Source organism: Gemmatimonadota bacterium (assembly GCA_016719105.1).
GTDB lineage: Bacteria > Gemmatimonadota > Gemmatimonadetes > Gemmatimonadales > Gemmatimonadaceae > SCN-70-22.
In genome coordinates this window covers 1-16313 of sequence record JADKAQ010000037.1, presented here as the reverse complement: position 1 = coordinate 16313, position 16313 = coordinate 1, and the positions used below count along the sequence as shown (strand labels likewise).

Sequence of the window (16313 nt, the reverse complement as noted above, 5' to 3'; positions counted from 1 at the left end):
CGATCGGGACGGTCCGTTCCCGTCTCTTTCGCGCGCGCCGCATTCTGCAGGAGAAGCTCATCACCACGCGCGCGACGCCGGACTGGGCGCGGCGAGTAACCGCGGTGAGCGGTGAACCACGGAGTCGTTCCACGATGCCGATGATCAACTGCATGAAGTGATGCGCCAACTCTGGGACTACCCGGATGGCGAGCTGACCCCTGAGCGCATGCAGGATCGAGGCGCACTGCCGTGTGCGGGCGCTGCCATCCGCACGCCGAGTTCGAGCGTGCGTTCCTGCGCGCGGTCGCACAGGTGCGACGCGAGCCGGTCGATACCCGACGGACTGGCGGTCAGTCCTGCAGGCCGAAGGGTTCCAGCCCACGTGACCGAACGTTCCGGCGAGCTGGTGCAACCGCTCCCCGATGCCGTTGACCGCCCTCGCCTCGTCCTCGCGGGACTTGGGCACTCGCACCTGTTCGTGCTTGAAGCGGCGCGCCAGGGACGGCTCCCCGCGTGCGACCTGGTGGTGTGCACGGGCGAGGCGCGCCACGTCTACAGCGGAATGGTCCCCGGATGGCTCGCCGGGCAGTACACGACCGACGAACTGTCGATCGACGTCGCGGCGGCAGTACGTGCAGCTGGCGGCACGTTGGTACCTGCGCACGTGACAGCCATTGACCCGCGCGCTCGTACGCTCACGCTTGCCGATGGCACCACCGCGCCGTACGACGTCTGCTCCATTGCCGTGGGCTCGCAGGTGAGTGGAAGGCCATCCCCGGTGTGGCTGGAGCTTGGTCGCGGTGAAGCCGTTGGCGGCGATTCGCACCATCGGTGAGCGGCTCGATGCCCTCGCGCGCAGAAGGGGCGGAGAGGTGGTGGTGGTCGGCGGCGGATGGCGGGGTCGAGTTGGCGCTCGCCATCCGGACGCGGGCCAACGGCGTCGCGTCGCGCGGCCTGCCTGCAGGCACGCTTGAAGGCACGCCGCGCGGCCAGTCCGTGCGCGTCTCCCTCGTCTCGCGCGACACCGTGCTCGCCAGCGACCGTCATCCGCGGGTATCGCGGCGACTCGAGCGCGTGTGCGAAGCGCGTGGGATCGAGTTGCGGCTGGCGACCACTCCGGTGCAGCTCGATGCCGGACGCATCACGCTGCAGCATGCCGGCGAGCAGCAGCGGCGTCGGGCCGACCTGGTGGTGTGGGCCACGGGGGGAGAAGCGGCCTCGTGGCTGGCCGCGAGCGGGTTGCCGGTTGATGCGCGCGGCTTCCTCCTGGTGGACGACCGGCTGCAATCAGTCGGCGATCCCCGCGTCTTTGCGGCTGGCGACTCGGCGTCGCTCGCGTCGTGGCCCGACACGCCCAAGGCGGGGTGTACGCCGTGCGCATGGGGCCGCGGCTGGTGCTCGCGCTGGCCCACGCACTCGGTGATGGGGCGCGCCCGGACGCTTTATCGCCCGCAGCAGCGGTTCTGGCGCTGGCCAACGCAGGGGATGGAACGGCGCTGGCCTGTGGGGGGCTGGTGGCCCAGGGACGATGGGCGATGCGGTGGAAGGACTGGCTCGATCGCCGCTTCATGCGACGGTTTGCGCCGCCTGACGGCGTGCGCCACTCACCGTGAGCCTGACGCAGTCCTCCCGGCGTCGTCGGACGCGTTCGCGATCATTGAGCCTTGCCGAGGATGTTGAGGCTCCAGTCGTAGTCGGTCCACCGAATGCGCGCTCGCCCGGTGGCGAGGAGCTGCGCCTCAGCGCCGTCGGGGAAGAACGAATTGATGTAGCGCAGACGTGCGCCTCGTCCTTCCCGGAAGTCGCTGCCGTACCACTTGAAGATCGGGCTCAGGTAGGACGGTCGCCGCGGCGACGTCGACACGGTTCTTCGTGGGGGAGCGCAGCAGGAAGCCCCGCGCCTGGTCGGTGAGTTGTTGGTCCAGGACGTCGCCGCGATACGCCTCGGCGCGCAGCGGGGGACAGCCCCGGGCGGCGCAGACGAGGGCGAAGTGGATGCGTGGCTCCTTGAAGACCGGGCGAATCCGTTCGTGTTCAATCTCGTCGAGTGAGCGTCACACCGCCAATGGCGGCCATCTTCTCGCCCCACGCACCGCTCCCCACGACACCAAACGACTTGTTGATGTTGCGGATGGAGCGACGCTCGTTACGCGCGCGGTGACTGGGCGATGGTGTAGGCATTGTAGGCGTTGGATGAGCAGGGCGGGAGCGCTCGGCGCGCGGCCAACCGTCGACCTCGGTGGTGCGCGCGAGCGTGCCGAGGTAGGCGGCAAACTGCGGCGCGCGCGCCATGGCGTCGTAGTCCACGAGGCCGTCGCGCACAAAGCGGCGCAGCGAATCGAACGGCGCGTGCAGTTGCGGTGGTGGCCCTGCGCCCGGAGCGGACGGCGAGCGGTGCCGCGGCGAGCACGGCCACGAGCGCGAGCGCGGTGGTGAGCGCGGTACGAAGACGGGAGACGCGCGATGGGCATCTGACGCTGAAAGACGCCAGTCGCGCAGGAAGTTCCGTATGGCGAACGTGGAACTCCCGGCCGCCGGGTAACTTGACGCTCGACGACGACCGACTACCGAAGCCATTCAATGCCTGCCAATTCTCACGAGACGCGACCGGTCGACTGGCCGTCTCCCGTGGAGCTCTCTCCGTATGAAGGCGCCAACGCCGAGCTGCTGCGCAACGTCGCCCCAGTGGGTGGAGCAACCCGACCCCGGGGACCGATATCACCTGTAGTGGTCGGGCGGGGACGGCGGGGCTGGTGTCGGCAGCGATCGCGGCCGGGCTGGGCGCACGCGTTGCGCTCGTCGAGCGTCACATGTTTGGCGGCGACTGCCTCAACTTCGGTTGCGTGCCGTCCAAGGCGGTCATCCGCGCGGCGCGGGCGTGGCACGATGCGCGCACGGCGGCCCGCGACTTCGGGGGGCCGGCCGTTGCAGGTGACGGAGACTTCGGAGCGGTGATGGCCCGCATGCGCACGCTGCGAGCCCATCTCTCGGACGTGGACAGCGTGGCGCGCTTTGCCGGTCTCGGTGTCGATGTCTTCATCGGCGAAGGGGCGTTTACCGGCGCCGACACGCTCATGGTCGGTGGCGCGACGCTCCGCTTTCGGCGGGCGATCACGCGACCGGCGCACGCGGCGCGTCCACTCCATTCCTCGGGTTGTCGGACACGGTACTGATACCAACGGGAGTCGATCTTCTCCCTCACCGAACGTCCTGAGCGGCTGGTGGTGATTGGCGGTGGCCCCATCGGCACAGGACGGGCAGTCGTTTGCGCGCTTCGGGACCGAGGTCACGCTCGTGACACCGACTCCCGCGTGCTGCCGCGCGAGGATGCCGACGCGGCCGCGATCGTCGCCCGCTCGCTTGCGGCTGACGGTGTGCGGGTGGTGAACGGCGCGCGCATCGCCAGCGTGGCACATGCGGAGGGCGTCTTTTCGGTGGAGCTGGCGGGGGAGCACGGCAGCTCGGTGTTGCACGCCGATCGCCTGCTCGTCGCCACCGGTCGCACTCCGAACGTGGAACGGCTGGGGCTCGAGGCGGCAGGAGTGGCGACCACGCGCGCCGGCGTGACGGTCAACGACCGCTACCAAACAAGCAACCGACGGATCTACGCGATCGGCGACGTGGCTCGGCGCTGCAGTTCACGCACGTGGCCGATGCGCAGGCGCGGCGGGCGGCGGCCAATGCGCTCTTCTTCGGCATGGGTGGCGGGGCAATCGCGACTTGGTGGTCCCCGCGTGACCAGGCGTCGCCCGAAGTGGCGCACGTGGGGCGACGCCTGACGAGGGCGCGTGGACCTGACGGCGAACGACCGCTCGGTGCTGGAGGGGGATGATGCGGGCTTCCTCAAGGTGTACCTGGCGAGCGGCACCGATCGCATCGTGGGGGCGACGCTGGTCGCGGCGCATGCGGGGGAGATGATTGGCGAGCTGGGGGTCGCCATCACACACGGGCTCGGGCTTGGAAAGGTGGGGGCGACGATCCACGCGTATCCCACGCAGTCCGACGTCTTTCGGCGTGCGGCCGATACGTGGCGGCGGCGGAAGCTGACGTCGAGCGCGAAGGCGCTGTTTGCCACCTGGTTCCGGCTCTTTCGCTGACCGACATAGGAAGAGGCGCCGCGTCCCACTGGTCGGGACGCGGCGCCTTTTGTTCGTCCATCGCATGCGTCGTTAGGTCTCCTCGTCCGGCGCCGCTGCTGCGGTGGCGTCGCGAAGGGCGCGGCGCGCCGTGCGCGTCACGATGGTGGTGACGGCAATGGTGGCGAGCAGGCCGAGCCCGAGCACCGCGTAGTAGCCGGTGCCGCGGGCCGGTGCCGCCCCCGAGGCGAGCGAAGCGACGTCGCCGGCGAGCTTGCCGTAGTAGACGTAGAGGACGGTCCCCGGGAGCATGCCGACGCCCGCGAGGACATAGTCGCGCAGCGAGACCGTCGTGAGGCCGAGCGCGTAGTTGAGGAGCGAGAAGGGGAAGGCCGGGGAGAGGCGCAGGAGGAAGACGATGCGGCGTCCCTGAGCGGCAATGGCCCTGTTGACGGCGGCAAACTGCGGATTGCTGTCGACGCGCCGGGCGATGGCCTGGCGGGCGCCATAGCGCGCGATGAGGAAGGCGAGCGTGGAGCCGAGCGTCGCGGCCATGAAAACCAGCGCGACTCCCCAGCCGAGGCCGAAGATCGCACCGGCGGAGAGCGTCAGGAGTGAGCCGGGGATGAAGCCGACGGTCGCGAGTGCGTAGCCGACGACGAATACCGCGGGGCCGGCAGGGCCGAGCGAGGCGACGTAGGCCGAGAATCGCGGGATGAGGGGAGCTGCGCGCTGGCCGAGGACGACCAGGAGCACGCCAACGAGGGCGGCCGCGGCGACGATCAGCCAGCGGTTGAATCGTGGTGCGGTCGTGGCGGCGGCGCGCGAAGAAGGCGACATCGGGGGGACGGGGAGGAAAGAACGCGTGCGATGTCTGAGGCAAGACGGGGGACGTGAGTGGAGTTCCTTGCGGGTCAGAGCTGGGGTCAGAGCTCAGCTCTGACCCCGAGCAGACCCCGAGCAGACCCCGAGCAGACCCCGAGCAGCCTCCGAGCAGACGCCTTCCACGCACTCCTGACCTTCCGAAGCACGACCGCGCGCTGATCGCGCATGGCCTTGACCGTCGCTGGTGGTGCGTACGCGTCCTCCAGTCTGCTACGTTACCCGCCGCACCGGCTCCCCCTCATCGGAGACTTCTCGCATGGGACGACCGTTCTGGCTGGCTGTGGCCGCCTACCTGTTGCCGACGTTCCCGCTGGGCTACTTCTGGCACCTGACGACGTTTCGCACACAGTACGAGCGCCTGGAGATGTATCGCCAGGAGGTGATCATCCCCCTGGGGCTCGCCACGATGATCGTGCAGGCGCTGATCTTCGCCTGGCTCTATCCGCGCCTGTTCAGCACGAATCGCGAGGCGTGGTTGCAGGGGGCGGCGGGCTTCGCCTTGGTGTTTGGCGTGCTGGCGTGGACGTTCACGACGCTGCCGGTGGCGGCGAAGTACCGGATGACGTCGGTCTCCTCCTTCTTGTTGCTGGAGTCGGCGTTCACCGTCGTGCAGTTTCTCGTGGTGTCGCCGTTGGTGGCGTTGGCGTGGCGGGATGCGGCGTGACGACAAGGGGCTGAGCACCTCACCATGACTGAGCCAGCGTCCAACGCCCTCTTCGCCGCCCTCTACGACGAGCTGCATCGCCTGGCCGCGATCCAGCTGCAGCGCATGGGCTCCGACCTTTCGCTCGGCGCCACCACGCTGCTGCACGAGGCCTACCTCAACCTTGCGTCCCGCGATCGCGTCCAGTTTCCCGATCAGGCGCACTTCATGGGTTACGCCGCACGCGCGATGCGCAGCATCGTCATCGACTATGCGCGCCGCGGCATGGCGCAGAAGCGAGGCGGCGGGGCGTTCGAGATCACGCTGGGCAATGCGCAGGCGGCGGTGGACCCTGCCGCCTCACACGACGTGACCGAGCTGGAGCGACTGTCAACGTCGCTCGACGAGCTGGCGCAGCTCGAACCCAAGCTCGCGCAGTTGGTCGACCTGCACTTCTTCTGTGGCTACAGCTTTGTCGAGATCGCCCACATGCGCGGCACGTCGGACCGGACGGTGCAACGCGATTGGCGCAAGGCGCGCCTCATGCTCCAGCACGCGCTCGACGCGACGCCCTGACCCAGCGCGCAACGACCGCGCGCGCCGACTCAACGCGCGAGCGAGTCACCGAACGCGCGCGCCGCACGGGTCCACGCGCTCGTGGGGCCAGAGCCGTTGGTGAGCGCGGCGATGGCGCGCGCCGTCACCATGCGAAGTGCGGTCGTGTCGCCCAGCTGGCGCAGCGCCCGCGCCCGCAGCAGGTCGGCGCGCCCGGCTAGCGCGCTGCGCGTCTGGGCCAGCGAGTCGAGCGCCGCCGCCCGCCAGCCGAGCTGTGCCAATGAGTCTGCGGCGTGCGCATCGCCAGCCGCCAGCCGCAACTCCCCGGCGGTCACCAGCGGCAAGGTGAACAGCGACTGCGTCACCGGCGACTCGGCGTAGAGCGCGGTCATCTCGCGCTCAAGCAGCTGCAACGCCGCCGCCGGCCTCCCCTCCGCGTGCAGGATCAGGGCGCGTACCATGGCGCCGGTCGCGCGACGCCCGCGCGTGCCGCTGGGGAGGTTCGCCGCCGCCGCGCGCGCGTCGGCCAGGCGCCCCTGGCTCACGCGCACCTGGGCCAGCGTGGATGGGAGCCAATTCCCCATCGTCCCACCCTGCTGCCACGGCACGGACATCGCGCGTCCGAGCCAGTGATCGGCCGAATCGATTTCGCCCAAGCGCTGCTTGTTCATCCCGTGCAGGAAAGACATCAGGAGCGGGACGCGCGACGAGCCGGCCGCCGCCTCTCGCTCCAGAATGAGCCCCCCAACAATCGAGTCGACCACGTGCAGCTCGCCGAGGTCGGCGAGCGTTCGATCGAGGAAGGTGAGCACATTCGGAAACGCCTCGGCGTTGGTCAGGCCTACGCCCACCAGATCCCGAACGACCTTCTGCTGTAACGCAGCTGCTTCGCGATGGTGGTTGGTGAGGCGCAGCAGCTCGGACAGGGCGGTGATCATCCCGAGCCGGTACGAGTCGGTTGGCTTGTCGTCGAACAGCGCGACTGCCTGGCGCAGGAGCGTCACAGCCGAGTCACCTTGCCCACTCGCCTCGAGGGCCTTGCCCTCCGCCTCGAGGCACCGTGAGCGCACGATGGGATCCACGGTGCTCCCGGCGCGAGCCAGGGCCGCCTTGGCGATCGACAGCTCGGCGGACGCGGAATCGTTGAGTGACTCGACTCCAGAAACTCGTCGATCGAGCGCACGACGCGAGTGCAAGCGGTTCCCTTTGATTGCCTGCGCGCGCAATGGCGGCTGCGCGTGCCAGGAGCGCGCGCTCTCCCGTGCGGTCCATCGATTCTCCCAGGCGGGTCGACAGATCGATCAACACTTCCGACACCAGCCACGGCTCGCTCCCGAACTGTGCCACGAGCACCTCTTCGGCGAGGGCGATGCGCTCCGCCGTGGTGAGCGGTTTGCCATCGGCCCTTCGGTTGTCGCCGGCCAGCACCGCCTGCAGCTCGGTCATCGCGGTTGCCCGCCGCGCCGATCGCACCGCGACATCGCGCTGTTCCGCCGCGCGTCTCGCCTGTACCACCGAAAACGCAGTCGATCCGATGAGGACGATCGCCATCACAACCGCCGCGGCGACGGCGCCGCGATTGCGCCTGACGAACTTGCGTGCGCGATACCCCAACGAATCCGGGCGTGCGCTCACCGGCTCGTCGCGCAGGTAGCGGCGCAGGTCATCGGCAAGGGTCGCCGCCGTTGCGTAGCGCTCGGCCGGTGACTTGCGCAGTGCCTTGGCGATGATGGTATCGAGATCGCCGAGCCCCAACGGGCGCGGCTCGACCTGGAGGATCCCGTGCACCGCCTCGGCGGGCGTTGGATGTGGCCCGCGCGTGGGATGGCGCCCCGACAGGAGCAAGTAGAGCAGGACGCCAAGCGCGTAGATGTCGGTCGCGGTGGTGATGTCCTCGCCGCGGAGTTGCTCCGGCGAGGCGTAGTCGAGCGTCAGCGCACCGGCGCCGTCGGAGGTGAGGGCGGTGCGCGCGTCTTCCCCGTCTTCCTGCAACAGCTTGGCGATGCCAAAGTCGAGCAGCTTCACCTGGCCCTCGGCGGTGACCAGGATGTTTGACGGCTTGAGGTCGCGGTGGACGACGAGATTGGCGTGGGCGTGCACGACCGCGTCGAGCACCTGCAGGATGAGCTCGATGCGTTGATGCTGCGACAGCCTCGCGGCATCGGCGTGCACGTCGATGTGCTGACCGTCGACGTACTCCAGCACCAAATAGGGCTGCCCGCTTGGAGCCACGCCGGCGTCGAGCAAACGACCAATGGCCGGATGCCGAAGGCGGGCGAGTGCGGTCCCTTCGCGACGAAAGCGCGCCTGTCCCGTCTCGCCCATCAGGGCGAGGCTCATCAGCTTGACCGCGGCGAGACCCTCGAAGCGGCCGTCGGTACGCCGCGCCAGCCAGACCGATCCCATGCCGCCGTGGCCAAGTGGGCGGATGAGGGTGTAGTGCCCGAGTTCGCGTCCGGCGAGGCTGGCGGCCGGCGACTCAGCGAGAAAGCCGCGTTCGTCAGCGCGCGCGTCGGCCGAGAGCAAGGCGGTGAGCGACGCCGCGAGCTCGGGCGATTGCGCCGCGAGCTCGTGGAGCCACGCCTCTCTTGCCTCGGCGGTGAGTTCCAAGGCGCGATCGAGCAGGGGCCCGAGTTCGGCCCACTGGTGGGGATCAATGTGTGACATGTCGGTCGCCGCAGCGGATCGTCAGACCCTATCTCGCGCGAGCATACCAGCGCGCAGCGTCGCCGGCCAGATGGGTGCGACTGGCCACCAGCGCCTGATGCGCTGCATGAGCCGCTGGCGGGTGAGCCATGCGGAGACGTGCTCACCGACGCGTCCGAGTGCGCCGGCTTCCTCGAAGGTGTGTCCTGCGCCTCGTACGATGCGCAGTGTGACCGCCCCCCCGAGTCGCCGCGCGGATTCACGGTTGAGGCGCAGGGTGTCCCCGTCGGCACTTCCAACGACGAGCAGCGACGGCGCCTGCACGTGCGCGAGGTGATCCGCGGCGAGGTCGACACGTCCGCCCCTCGCGATCACGCCGTGGACATGAGCGGGGAGGGCAGCCGCGACACCTATCGCGCCGCGGCGCCGGTGCTGGCGCCGAAGAGGACGATGTGATCCGCACCCGCAACGTCATGGTCCAGGCACCAGCGCGTGGCAACGAGGAGTCGGCGCGTGATGCGTGCGATGTCGAAGCGCATCCGCCGTCGGTATCGGCGTCGCGCTCGCGCTCCCCGAGCAGGTCGACGCGCAGCGTGGCCCAACCCGCCAGCCGCAAGCGCGCCGCGAGGTACCGATTGCGATAGCTCCCGCGACTGCTCCCTCCGCCGTGGGCCAGGATGACCAGACCGTGTGGCGAGCGTGCGTCCGGAGGCATTCCGAGCTCGCCGGGCATGACGAGCGTGAATCCGGGCTCGGTGGAGGGGATCGCGACGTCGCGCTCGTTCCCGGCCGGCGCAGCTGCGTGCTCGCGGTGTTCAGGTGCAGGAGCGCGTCCGAGCAGGGCGCGAACCTCCGCATCGCTGACCGGATCGTAGTCGCGATACCAATCGGAGACCGTCCCGAACGGTGCGGGCGTCGCGACGGCGACCACCTCGTCGAACGTGGCGCGCGCGGACTGCAGTCCATCGGTCGAGGCGACGGGGACCGCGGCGATGAGACGTGCGGGGCGGTGTCGGCGCAGTGCGCGTCCGGCGGCGGTGAGCGTCGCGCCACTGGCGAGGCCATCGTCCACCACGATCACCGTGCGACCTGCGAGGGAAGGGAGCGGATGGCCATCGCGATAGCGCCGGATGCGCCGCGCCATCTCCTCACGTTCGTGCGCCACGATGGTCGTCACCACTCGGCGCGGCAGGCCGATGTAGTCGTGTACGCCCTCGAGGACTGGCCCCTCATCTCCCTCGGCGATGGCGCCAAACGCGACTTCCTCCAGCCCCGGGACGCCCAGCTTGCGGCCGACGAAGGTGTCGAGCGAGGCGTCGAGCGCCCGGGCGACGGGGGCCGCGACAGCGACTCCTCCCCTCGCCATCCCGAGCACCACGGTGCCCGGACGCCTAACGTGTTGCGACAACGCCTGCGCGAGGGCCATCCCGCCGGCATGTCGATCGTGGAACAACGGTGTGACCGACATGCCGGCGCCCTCGCGTCAGTTCGCGGCGAGCTTCCCGGAGACTTGCGGGACCTTGGATGCGACCTCGAGCTGCCGCTTGGCCAGCGCGTCGCGCGCGGCGGCGTCGCGGTCGTTGGGGCCGGTGAGGCTCGAACATCCGGTGACCGCGAGTGCGGTCGCGACGAGGGTGACGATGGCTTTCATGGATGGGCTCCGGAAGGAGGGTGAACGCGTCAGGCCTATTCGGGACGCGATCTGTGAGCGGAAAGGCGGGCGCAAACCCGACAGTGACTCTCGCACGAAGGATCAGCGCTTGATCGGAACTGGGCCCAGGTAGATGCACGCGTAGGTGCAGACTCGCTGGATGATGTCTCCGGGTGCGCCGCACGGGCCCTGCCAGTCGAGGAAGCAGATGTATCCACCGTTGGACTTCACGGCGGGACAGGCACTGCAAGACTCCGTTGGGGCCTTGGTGACGAGCGCGGAGGTGGTCACGGTCGAGGGGCGCTGGGGCTTGGAGACCGAGAGGTCGGTGCGCCCGGTGCGCGCCTGCCAGGCGGCGATGTCGTGCGTGATGTCGTCGAGTTCGCGACGCTGCTCCAGGGTGATGCGCCCCGTCTCACCGACGCGGGCCTTGAGGGCGAGCACTCGTTCCGCCAGGAGCAAGCGCTCCGTGTCGTTCGCGGCCGGCGAGGCGAGTCGATCGGAACATCCCATGAGCGAGAGCGACAGCGCTCCCGCGATGACCAGCACTTTGCGGAGAAGCATCGGTTCCATCCTCCGTTCATTGTCGTTCGCGGCACCTAGGTGCGTCACGGGCTGGGGGGGACCGCGAGAGACCCACACCCGCACATGCACCGAGAGCGGAAATCGGCCGCTCAAACCCGACACGGGGACTCGCCGCGTCAGTGCCGCTGCCCGGCCCACGAACGGCCGGAGGTCATCCGGGATCGAAGAGCTCGGCGCTCGTCGAAGCGCCGACGCCCTGTCCGCCGGCCACCAACACCTTACCGTTGGGCAGCAGCGCTGCCGCGTGATTGGAACGCGACACGCGCATGTCGCCCGCGGCTGCCCATCGCCCCGTGGCAAGGTCGAAGAGTTCGGCGCCGGCGAGCGGCGCGCTTCCTCCGTTGCCGCCGCCCGCCACCAGCACGCTCCCGTTGCGCAGGACGGTAGCCGAGTGCGAGATGCGGCCCGTTCCCAACGCCGCCGTGATCGACCAGGCACCGCTCGCCGCGTCGTAGAGGTCGGATGACGGAAAGACGGTGGAGACGAAATCGCTGCCGCCCGTCAGGAGCAGTCGTCCGTCAGGAAGCGCCACGGCGCGGTGGAAGCCGCGCGCAATGGTCACGCTTCCCGTCGTCCTCCACACCCCGGTGGCCGGGTCATACAGTTCGGCGCTGGCGTGCAGGGTAGGCGCGGTGAAGGTGCCCGACCCTCCCCCTGCCACGAGGACCTTGCCGTTCGCAAGCGACGTGGCAGTGTGACCGCCGCGTGCGACTGACAGGTTGGCCGCCCTGCTCCAGCGTCCGGTTGCAGGGTCGTAGATCTCCGCGGTCGCCAACGCATTCAGGTTGGTGCCGGCGCCCGACCCACCCGCCACGAGAACGCGCCCGTCGGGGAGGAGCGCGGCGGCGGCAAGGTCGCGGGGCTCCGACATGCTACCCGTCACGCTCCATGCCTCGGTCACCGGGTCATACAGCTCTGCGCTGGCGAGGCGCGTCGACGGCTCGAGCGAGTAGCCGCCTGCGACGAGGACCTTGCCGTTGAGGAGCCGGATGGCGACGTGATTCGCGCGCCCAGTCGTTAGGCTTCCCACCGTTCGCCAGCTCCCCGAGGCCGGGTCATAGAGTTCGGCGCTACGGATGGTCTGGAACGGCGTGCCGAGCACCTGCCCTCCGGTGGCAAGGACGCTGCCGTTGGCGAGTACCGTGAGGGAGTGCAGCGTCCGGCCGATCGCGAGCGATCCGGTGAGGCTCCACGGCTGTGCTCGCACGGTCACGGCGACCTCGGCGAACTTGCCATCGGCGGTGGCGCGCACCTGCGCGGCGCCAGGCGCGACGCCCGTTACCAGTCCGGTCGCCGACACCGAGGCGATGCTGGGTGCCGACGAGCTCCAGGCAATCGGCCTGGCCGGGAGCGCATTGTTCTGCGCGTCGCGGGCCGTCGCGGTGAGCTGGACGCTGCTCCCAACGAGCAGCGTCGGTATCGACGACTCGGTGACGGTGACGGTCGCGACCGCCACCGGGGGTGGTGTGACCGCCGTCTCGCTGCCCCCTCCGCATCCCACGATGATGCCGGCCGTGAGTAACCAGGCTCGTCGCATGTGTCGTCTCCTCGATAGTGATCACGCGTTGCCCGCTCTGTGGGTCTAGAGCGGAATCGCGGGGGCGAGGGCGACAGCTGGGGTCAGAGCTGGGGTCAGAGCTGGGGTCAGAGCTGGGGTCGGAGCAGACCTTGCGTCTCAAACTCCGTCCCGCTGCGTGCATCCGCCCGGCCGTTTCTGCTGCCAATGGAGCGACGAATGTCGCGAAGTACCTCGGGGCTCAACGCCCATCGGCACATTGCGCGATACGCGTCGCGACGATCACGAGGCGACGCGCCCAAGGCCAAGTAGAGCGGATGTGGAGACACGAGTGCATCGGCTTCGCCCAACGCGTGATACCGGTAACTCGAACACCTAACGAGCTCCGGCTCGCTCACGAGACCTGCGCGGACAGGATTCAGTTCGATGTAACGCATGCAGGTCAGCACATATCGGTCCGAATCGACAAGCGAGGAGCGATACCGTCCCTCCCACAGGGTGCCTGTGCGCGCATAGACGGTGTTGACATAGCGCACATAGCGTGCGCCGAGGCGCTGCATCAAGCGCGCGGGCGCCGACGGGTCGGGCGGCGTGACCAGGAGATGCACGTGGTTCGGCATGAAGACGTACGCGTGCACGGCGCAGCCGAGGGCGCGCGTCGCGTCGAGCAGCAGTTCGCGGTAGTACGTGACGTCCCGATCGTCGTGAAACGTGCGCACGCGATCGTTGCCGCGTTGCGTGATATGAAGCGGTACACCCGCAATGACGGTGCGAGGAGGGCGAGCCATGTGGGTACCTCTACGTCGTGCTGGGCGAGTTGGGTCGTGCGTCTGCACCTGGGCAATACTACGCGCACTGACGCGAGGTGCCGTACCAATCGGTTGCATGTGCATGCGATTGGCCGCAGTGAGCGGACGCGGTGCGGACGCATGCTCTGACCCTAGCTCTGACCCTAGCTCTGACCCCAGCTCTGACCCCAGCTCTGACCCCAGGCACCGCCCCCCCTACGGCACCAGCCCCCGATCCGGCACGACCGTCGTCGCCCCGGTCACGCGAAAGCGCGCCTCGCGCACGTCGACGGAGCTGCCGCCGACATACACGGTGAACGTCCCGGGCTCCACCACGTGGCGCATCCCCAGGTCGTAGAACGCCAGGTCGCGCGGCCGCAGGGTGAACGAGACGGTACGCCGCTCGCCGGGCGCCAGCGATACGCGCTCGAAGCCGCGCAGCATCTTCACCGGGCGCGTCACGCTCCGACGTCGTCACGCACATGCAGCTGCACCACCTCGTCGCCGGCACGTGTCCGGTGTTGGTGAGCGCCACACGCACGACGACGGAGTCACCCATCGTGAGTTGCGTGGCGCTGAGCGTCGGGGGCTCATAGGCAAACGCCGTGTAGCTCAACCCATGTCCGAACGCCCACTGCGGGGTCCACGGCACGTCGAGGTACTTGGACGTGTAGCGTTCGCGCTCGTCGGGGGACGCCCGGTGTTCTTGTGATTGTAGTAGACGGGGACCTGCCCGACCGTACGCGGGAACGACGCCGGGAGCTTGCCCCCCGGGTTGGCGTCGCCAAACAGGACGTCGGCCACGGCGGGCCCCATTTGTACGCCGAGGTACCACGTCTCGAGGATGGCGGGGACGTGGTCGGCGAGCCAGGGGATCGACAGGGGCCGGCCGTTCTCGAGGATCACAACCACCGGCTTGCCGGTGGCCACCACAGCCTGCGCCAGTTGCAGCTGCACCCCCGGCAGGTCGAGCGACGCGCGGTTGCGCGCCTCGGCGCTCATGTCCTGGTGCTCGCCGAGCACGAGCACCACGGCATCGGCCTGCCGGGCGATCCGCACGGCCTCGGCAAAGCCGGTCGTGTCGGCGCTGTCGACCGGGGCGCCCGGCGCGTAGAGGATGCGCGTGCGCGAGCCGCCCGCCTGCCGAATGCCGGCGAGGATCGTGACGGCGTCCTCCGGGCGTCCCACGGCGGCCCAGTTGCCGAGGGCCGAGCGTGCGTCGTCGGCGAGTGTCCCGATCACGGCCAGCGTGCCTAACGACTTCGACAAGGGGAGGGCGCCGCCGCTGTTCTTGAGCAGCACGATCGAGCGCCGGGCCATGTCGCGCGCCTCGGCCACGTAGGCGGGCGAGAGGGTCAGCGCCCGTTCACGCGCCTCGCTGCTGTGGTGGTACGGGTCGGCGAACAGCCCCATCTCGTACTTCACGCGCAGCACGCGGCGCACCGCGCTGTCCACTGCGGCCAGCGGCAGTCGGCCAGCGCGCACCTCGGCGGGGAGATACGAGAAGAAGATGTTGCTCACCATGTCGACGTCGATCCCGGCGTCGAGCGCCAGTCGTCCGACGGTGGCGGTGTCGCCACCGATGCCGTGGTTGAGCAGTTCCATCACGCCGGTGTAGTCGCTCACCAGGGGATGCCGTCCCAACCCCAGCGATCGCGCAGCACGCCGTCGATGAGCGCGCGGTTCGCATGCATCGGGACGCCGTCGATCTCATTGAACGAGGCCATCACCGATCGCGCCCCGCGTTCACCGCCGCTGGAACGGCGGGAGATAGATCTCCCGCAGCGTACGCGCCGGGATATCGGTCGTGTTGTAGTCGCGCCCCCCTCGGCGGCGCCACAGCCGAACGAAGTGCTTGACGCTGGCGATGAGGGGCGAGCGAATCGCGCAGATCGTTCCTCTGGGTAGCCGCGCACTGGGCGGCGGCCATCACGCTTCCCAGATACGGATCTTCTCCCGAGCCTCGACCACGCGCCCCCAGCGCGGATCGCGCGATGTCGACCATCGGCGCAAAGGTCCAGTGCAGGCCGTTAGCGCCCCTTCGGCAGCTGCAATTCGGGCGGCGCGCTGCACGGCCGCCGGGTCCCAACTCGACGCCTCGGCCAGGGGGACGGGGAAGATGGTGCGGAAGCCGTGGACGACGTCGTGGGCGAAGAGGACCGGGATCTTCGCCCGCGATTCCTCGACCGCCACGCGTTGCATCCTCGCGGGTGACCGCGGCGCCAGCGACGCCCGGGAACGAGCCGACGCGTCCGGCGCGAATGTCGACCGCCCCGGCCTCGGGGGTCTGCGGCCCGGTGAGTCAAATTGCCCACGGTACTGGGTGAGCTGTCCCCCCACTTTCCTCGAGCGTGAGGCCGGCGAGGACCGAGTCGACAAAGCGCTCCATGCGCGCATCGGGAGTGCGCACGGCGCTCGGTCGCCGTCGCCGTGGCCACTCGAGCTGTCGGCGTGCTGCCCGGGTGGTGAGCGGAGCGGGCGTACGCCCGGTCGTGGTGGTGCACGCGGAAAGAACGAACAGGACCGCTGACGTCGCCGCGAAGGGGGTTTGACGCAGCAACGAGGCGAGTGCGGGGCGCATGATGGTCATGTGGTGGGAAGCAACGCGGGAGGTGCGTCGGGCTGGCGCGACGGTCACGAGCGGTTCGTCGTCCGTGCTGTACGCATGTTAGGGGCGCGGTGCGGCGAGTGAAACATCGCGCGGCGGCAATACGGGGGCGGTTGCAGTGTCCTGCCGCGGTGGCCTACCGTGGAGAGCGTCGGCGAGTGCGGGGATGTTCCCTCCGGCGAGCACGACTATCTGCATATGCCCATGGAAAAGCTCCGCGACCTCCCCCACCGGATTGCTGATCGCCCTCAGCGCCCTCGTGCTCGTGCAGCTCTCGCTGCAGGTCTGGGGGTTGCTCGACCTCTCCCGTCGCGAGGGTAGTGCCGGGCGGACGCAAGGGTCTGGGCGCTCGTCATCCTCTTCGGCAACCTGCTCAGG

Annotated in this window: 18 protein-coding genes and 2 pseudogenes; 5 read left to right on the top strand and 15 right to left on the bottom strand. The window is 69.3% G+C overall.

Annotation, left to right across the window (positions count from 1 at the left end):
- The first annotated feature begins 364 nt into the window (after positions 1 to 364).
- Positions 365 to 817 carry a hypothetical protein gene (locus IPN47_23650; protein ID MBK9410985.1) on the top strand — a complete coding sequence of 151 codons (453 nt, stop codon included), beginning with the start codon at positions 365 to 367 and terminating at the stop codon, positions 815 to 817.
- A gap of 8 nt (positions 818 to 825) precedes the next feature.
- Positions 826 to 1662, top strand: a complete 837-nt coding sequence (locus IPN47_23645) for an FAD-dependent oxidoreductase (GenBank protein ID MBK9410984.1) — start codon at positions 826 to 828, stop codon at positions 1660 to 1662.
- Here IPN47_23645 and IPN47_23640 read toward each other — a convergent pair.
- Together IPN47_23640 and IPN47_23635 are read right to left on the bottom strand one after the other, a co-directional pair.
- Positions 1637 to 2021: pseudogene (locus IPN47_23640) on the bottom strand (DUF547 domain-containing protein). The gene IPN47_23645 and the pseudogene IPN47_23640 sit on opposite strands and share 26 nt — an antisense overlap.
- Positions 2017 to 2289, bottom strand: a complete 273-nt coding sequence (locus IPN47_23635; GenBank protein MBK9410983.1) for a hypothetical protein — start codon at positions 2287 to 2289, stop codon at positions 2017 to 2019. Before IPN47_23635 ends, IPN47_23640 begins: the two are co-directional and overlap by 5 nt.
- Before the next feature lie 410 nt (positions 2290 to 2699).
- On the opposite strand from IPN47_23635, the pseudogene IPN47_23630 reads away from it, so the two are divergent.
- A pseudogene (locus IPN47_23630) lies at positions 2700 to 4079 on the top strand (FAD-dependent oxidoreductase).
- 72 nt (positions 4080 to 4151) lie between these two features.
- On the opposite strand, the gene IPN47_23625 reads toward IPN47_23630, so the two are convergent.
- Entirely contained in the window at positions 4152 to 4898 is a 747-nt protein-coding gene (locus tag IPN47_23625; GenBank protein ID MBK9410982.1) for a TVP38/TMEM64 family protein, read from the bottom strand.
- Positions 4899 to 5199: 301 nt separating this feature from the next.
- Between IPN47_23625 and IPN47_23620 the strand changes: the two genes are divergently transcribed.
- Both IPN47_23620 and IPN47_23615 read left to right on the top strand, forming a co-directional pair.
- Positions 5200 to 5607, top strand: a complete 408-nt coding sequence (locus tag IPN47_23620) for a hypothetical protein (protein MBK9410981.1) — start codon at positions 5200 to 5202, stop codon at positions 5605 to 5607.
- 24 nt (positions 5608 to 5631) lie between these two features.
- Positions 5632 to 6162 carry a sigma-70 family RNA polymerase sigma factor gene (locus tag IPN47_23615; GenBank protein MBK9410980.1) on the top strand — a complete coding sequence of 177 codons (531 nt, stop codon included), beginning with the start codon at positions 5632 to 5634 and terminating at the stop codon, positions 6160 to 6162.
- Positions 6163 to 6191: 29 nt separating this feature from the next.
- On the opposite strand, the gene IPN47_23610 is transcribed toward IPN47_23615, so the two are convergent.
- The 12 genes from IPN47_23610 to IPN47_23555 form a co-directional block, all read right to left on the bottom strand.
- Entirely contained in the window at positions 6192 to 7145 is a 954-nt protein-coding gene (locus IPN47_23610) for a hypothetical protein (GenBank protein ID MBK9410979.1), read from the bottom strand.
- A gap of 7 nt (positions 7146 to 7152) precedes the next feature.
- Entirely contained in the window at positions 7153 to 8808 is a 1656-nt protein-coding gene (locus IPN47_23605) for a serine/threonine protein kinase (protein ID MBK9410978.1), read from the bottom strand.
- A gap of 238 nt (positions 8809 to 9046) precedes the next feature.
- On the bottom strand, positions 9047 to 10255 hold the full coding sequence (locus tag IPN47_23600; GenBank protein MBK9410977.1) for a phosphoribosyltransferase: 1209 nt from the start codon (positions 10253 to 10255) through the stop codon (positions 9047 to 9049).
- Between the two features lie 15 nt (positions 10256 to 10270).
- A complete protein-coding gene (locus IPN47_23595) occupies positions 10271 to 10438 on the bottom strand; it encodes a hypothetical protein (protein MBK9410976.1) in 168 nt (55 codons plus the stop codon).
- A gap of 102 nt (positions 10439 to 10540) precedes the next feature.
- Positions 10541 to 11002, bottom strand: coding sequence for a hypothetical protein (locus IPN47_23590; GenBank protein MBK9410975.1), 462 nt, complete (start codon positions 11000 to 11002; stop codon positions 10541 to 10543).
- Between the two features lie 172 nt (positions 11003 to 11174).
- Positions 11175 to 12560: an Ig-like domain-containing protein gene (locus IPN47_23585; GenBank protein MBK9410974.1), complete on the bottom strand. Its 1386-nt coding sequence runs from the start codon at positions 12558 to 12560 to the stop codon at positions 11175 to 11177.
- Positions 12561 to 12667: 107 nt separating this feature from the next.
- Positions 12668 to 13258, bottom strand: a complete 591-nt coding sequence (locus tag IPN47_23580) for a transposase (protein MBK9410973.1) — start codon at positions 13256 to 13258, stop codon at positions 12668 to 12670.
- Between the two features lie 285 nt (positions 13259 to 13543).
- Entirely contained in the window at positions 13544 to 13789 is a 246-nt protein-coding gene (locus IPN47_23575; protein MBK9410972.1) for a fibronectin type III-like domain-contianing protein, read from the bottom strand.
- 150 nt (positions 13790 to 13939) lie between these two features.
- Positions 13940 to 14953 carry a glycoside hydrolase family 3 C-terminal domain-containing protein gene (locus tag IPN47_23570; GenBank protein ID MBK9410971.1) on the bottom strand — a complete coding sequence of 338 codons (1014 nt, stop codon included), beginning with the start codon at positions 14951 to 14953 and terminating at the stop codon, positions 13940 to 13942.
- Positions 14950 to 15054 carry a hypothetical protein gene (locus IPN47_23565; GenBank protein ID MBK9410970.1) on the bottom strand — a complete coding sequence of 35 codons (105 nt, stop codon included), beginning with the start codon at positions 15052 to 15054 and terminating at the stop codon, positions 14950 to 14952. The genes IPN47_23570 and IPN47_23565 overlap by 4 nt, the downstream gene beginning before the upstream one ends.
- Complete coding sequence (locus IPN47_23560; GenBank protein ID MBK9410969.1) at positions 15054 to 15332, bottom strand: hypothetical protein; 279 nt, start codon at positions 15330 to 15332, stop codon at positions 15054 to 15056. Before IPN47_23560 ends, IPN47_23565 begins: the two co-directional genes overlap by 1 nt.
- The gene (locus IPN47_23555) at positions 15257 to 15520 is read right to left on the bottom strand and encodes a hypothetical protein (GenBank protein MBK9410968.1); all 264 of its coding nucleotides are present in this window, start codon (positions 15518 to 15520) and stop codon (positions 15257 to 15259) included. The genes IPN47_23560 and IPN47_23555 overlap by 76 nt, the downstream gene beginning before the upstream one ends.
- Positions 15521 to 16313: the final 793 nt, after the last annotated feature.

Coding starts and splice junctions, on each gene's coding strand:
- IPN47_23645 (MBK9410984.1), top strand. CDS start 826: ATGCCCTCGCGCGCAGAAGGGGCGGAGAGGTGGTGGTGGTCGGCGGCG.
- IPN47_23625 (MBK9410982.1), bottom strand. CDS start 4,898: ATGTCGCCTTCTTCGCGCGCCGCCGCCACGACCGCACCACGATTCAAC.
- IPN47_23620 (MBK9410981.1), top strand. CDS start 5,200: ATGGGACGACCGTTCTGGCTGGCTGTGGCCGCCTACCTGTTGCCGACG.
- IPN47_23615 (MBK9410980.1), top strand. CDS start 5,632: ATGACTGAGCCAGCGTCCAACGCCCTCTTCGCCGCCCTCTACGACGAG.
- IPN47_23605 (MBK9410978.1), bottom strand. CDS start 8,808: ATGTCACACATTGATCCCCACCAGTGGGCCGAACTCGGGCCCCTGCTC.
- IPN47_23600 (MBK9410977.1), bottom strand. CDS start 10,255: ATGTCGGTCACACCGTTGTTCCACGATCGACATGCCGGCGGGATGGCC.
- IPN47_23595 (MBK9410976.1), bottom strand. CDS start 10,438: ATGAAAGCCATCGTCACCCTCGTCGCGACCGCACTCGCGGTCACCGGA.
- IPN47_23590 (MBK9410975.1), bottom strand. CDS start 11,002: ATGCTTCTCCGCAAAGTGCTGGTCATCGCGGGAGCGCTGTCGCTCTCG.
- IPN47_23585 (MBK9410974.1), bottom strand. CDS start 12,560: ATGCGACGAGCCTGGTTACTCACGGCCGGCATCATCGTGGGATGCGGA.
- IPN47_23565 (MBK9410970.1), bottom strand. CDS start 15,054: ATGGCCTCGTTCAATGAGATCGACGGCGTCCCGATGCATGCGAACCGC.
- IPN47_23560 (MBK9410969.1), bottom strand. CDS start 15,332: ATGGTCGACATCGCGCGATCCGCGCTGGGGGCGCGTGGTCGAGGCTCG.